The organism is Dysgonomonas sp. HGC4 (assembly GCF_001261715.1).
Classification (GTDB): domain Bacteria; phylum Bacteroidota; class Bacteroidia; order Bacteroidales; family Dysgonomonadaceae; genus Dysgonomonas_A.
The window spans coordinates 1-2,543 of the sequence record NZ_CVRU01000186.1; the positions used below are offsets into that span (position 1 = coordinate 1).

A 2,543-nucleotide genomic window follows, 5' to 3' on the forward strand; every position below is an offset into this window, starting at 1 on the left:
TTTTTTTTTTGCAGTTATAGTTATCACCTTGTCTTAATAAATAAAATAGTATCACTATATAATACTATCAAACATAGCTGTACTGAAGGAGAATATTAAACGATTATACCCCATAAACGACAAAAAGTTAAGGTAAATTACGAAAGTATTCTGGAACAGCTAAAGAATATAATTAGTAGTGTATTATATTGGCCGAATTCACATCAAAAGTAGAGGATTCATTCATATTTGTTGTATTTACTCCAACCTGAACGCAAATACTTAGACATAAATGGAGATATAATCAGATATGTCTTCAGCAATTATCTTTAAAATGGTAACAAAGGAAAAAAATTCTTATAGTGTCCTATTCTATATTAAGAAAGATTAGAGCATTATGAATCAAATCAAGAAAAAGTAGTAGCATATAATATAATCACTACACACCACTACTCGACATAGCCTATTTACTATATATGAAAATTATAAAGATAAGGTTGTAAACGACAACAAACATTTGTTCTCAAATTTGTTAAATAACCCTCTTTTTTGTAACGATAACCTGAAGCTGGAAAAAAATAGTATCATTAGTATATCCCATATTAAACAGGCCCCTTCCATCATCCAACTTTGACATTTGAGATTCCCAAACTCCTTGTGATCAAAAATCAACTAACAAATTAAATTCGTGATGGTAGGCATACGCCATTTTTTAGGAGAACATGGAGCCAAACCTTGTTCGGTCAGATAACAACAAATATCACCAATCCCCTGAGTGAGATCATGGATTGTTCCTAAATAAGAATAATTACGAATAGTTTTCCCACGAGAAAGTATAGGGGTAGCAGCTAATATCTCATTAACTCGAGGAATAGAATCCCAAGTTACTCCTCTTCTCTTTATCCTCCAATAGGAGGATAAAGAGAAGAGGCTATTATAATTTTCACTAGGAGAAATTCCCCATAAACTACCCCACAGAAAATAAACTCCTTGATAATTCGCATGAGCAATAACATCAAATGTCAGATTACTTCCATTCCAATAAATATTACTTCCAGCCCACCCCTTATGGGGACTAGGAAAATCATCTAAAGACATAGTCGATTCTAATTCTAGAGGAGAAACTGCATTCAATAAACACACTTGAAAACCTACTGCGAGCAAAAATATACTCAAACTCAAACAACATAAACCTTTAAGCATTAGTCTTAATCTTTTTTCATACATAATTACTCATTATAAAATCAACTCAGGGGAGTCTCTTAAGATGTATAATCACTACACATTTTAAGAGCGTAAAATAAAAGTTGAAAAAGTAAAGTTGGTCTCATTTGAAAATCGATATAATATCAATGTTCTCCCCCGTTTGATTAACCCTATTCTAATATTTTGAAAATATATCTATTTCCTTTCATAGAATGAAAAGTTTTATAATTATAAATACAAAACTTTATTTGAAACAAAAAATATACAAAATAAACCTACAACTTCTTTTTTTCAAAGAATTCCAAAGCCTCCTCTACCTCATTTCTTCCACAAAAAATCTCTATCTATATTAGATATAATCTCTCGTTGCCAATTTAAGAACTCAGAACGTTGTATCTCTCCACTTTGAGTGATAAGTGTCGAGTATTTTTTTAAAGAATCAAGCCACTTCTTATGTAGAAACGATGCTTGAGGATTAGATATGCTTATTGGTACAGAAAAGTAAGACCAAAGCTGAGAATAAGCCTGCCCATCGTACTCAAAATAAGAACCATTCGATTCAATATTCAGATGAGAAAGGTAAATTAAGACTTCCGATCCTTCTTGATTCACTCCTTTTTGAGTCATTTCTTCCACCATATCTACGCATTCATACAATTCAGACTGTATTACCCGCAGTTCAGATTCACTAATCAAATTTCTTTTGTAAAAATAATTAGCATCCATCACTATCGACAATATAACATTTTTGTCTAGAAGAATCATCAGATTACTCACTCTCTGAAAGTTATACTTTAATTCCTTTTGCAAGTTTAGTATCTCTTGTGGTATACTAAAATCTGAATAGTAGAAATTCAGAGGAACATTTTCAACCTGATGTACCCATTTGTAATAACGGAATTTAGTAATATTAGGAAATGTGAGAGAAAAGATCATAGGGAAGTGATTACCAGCTAATATAACTTTGGAATCATTAGCATGACGAACCTTATGTAAAATATCTATAATCTCTAACATAACCTCTCCTAATTGAAGGATTGAATTCGTCGATTCACATTCTCGTAAATGAAAAAACACTCGCTTGTTACTACTTCCTTGTCCAACAATCTCATCCAATGAGATATTGAAATATAGTGCAATCTTGGATATCTCCTCAAATGTAAAAGGAATTTCATTTCTGATTCTTCGATAAGTAGATTCTTTAGCTAAATCCAGTAAGTCCATTAAAAAAGAAACAACACTTCTGCCCTCTGGCATATGTTTACGTACATTATTAACGACTATTTCATTTAGTCTTTTTTTCATATAAATTTTTCTCTCCTCTCCTCTCTTACAAGCAATAAAAAATTATACGTTTA

The 2,543-nt window shown here is 31.3% G+C and carries 2 protein-coding genes; both read right to left on the bottom strand.

Going from position 1 to position 2,543, the window contains the following annotated elements:
• Positions 1-651: 651 nt before the first annotated feature.
• Complete coding sequence (locus HGC4_RS17345; protein WP_050711402.1) at positions 652-1,182, bottom strand: hypothetical protein; 531 nt, start codon at positions 1,180-1,182, stop codon at positions 652-654.
• A gap of 321 nt (positions 1,183-1,503) precedes the next feature.
• Positions 1,504-2,490 carry a helix-turn-helix domain-containing protein gene (locus HGC4_RS17350; protein WP_050711403.1) on the bottom strand — a complete coding sequence of 329 codons (987 nt, stop codon included), beginning with the start codon at positions 2,488-2,490 and terminating at the stop codon, positions 1,504-1,506.
• Positions 2,491-2,543: the final 53 nt, after the last annotated feature.

What these genes read in the sequence shown, in the direction of transcription:
- HGC4_RS17345 (WP_050711402.1), bottom strand. Translation starts at nt 1,182, where the DNA reads ATGCTTAAAGGTTTATGTTGTTTGAGTTTGAGTATATTTTTGCTCGCA.
- HGC4_RS17350 (WP_050711403.1), bottom strand. Translation starts at nt 2,490, where the DNA reads ATGAAAAAAAGACTAAATGAAATAGTCGTTAATAATGTACGTAAACAT.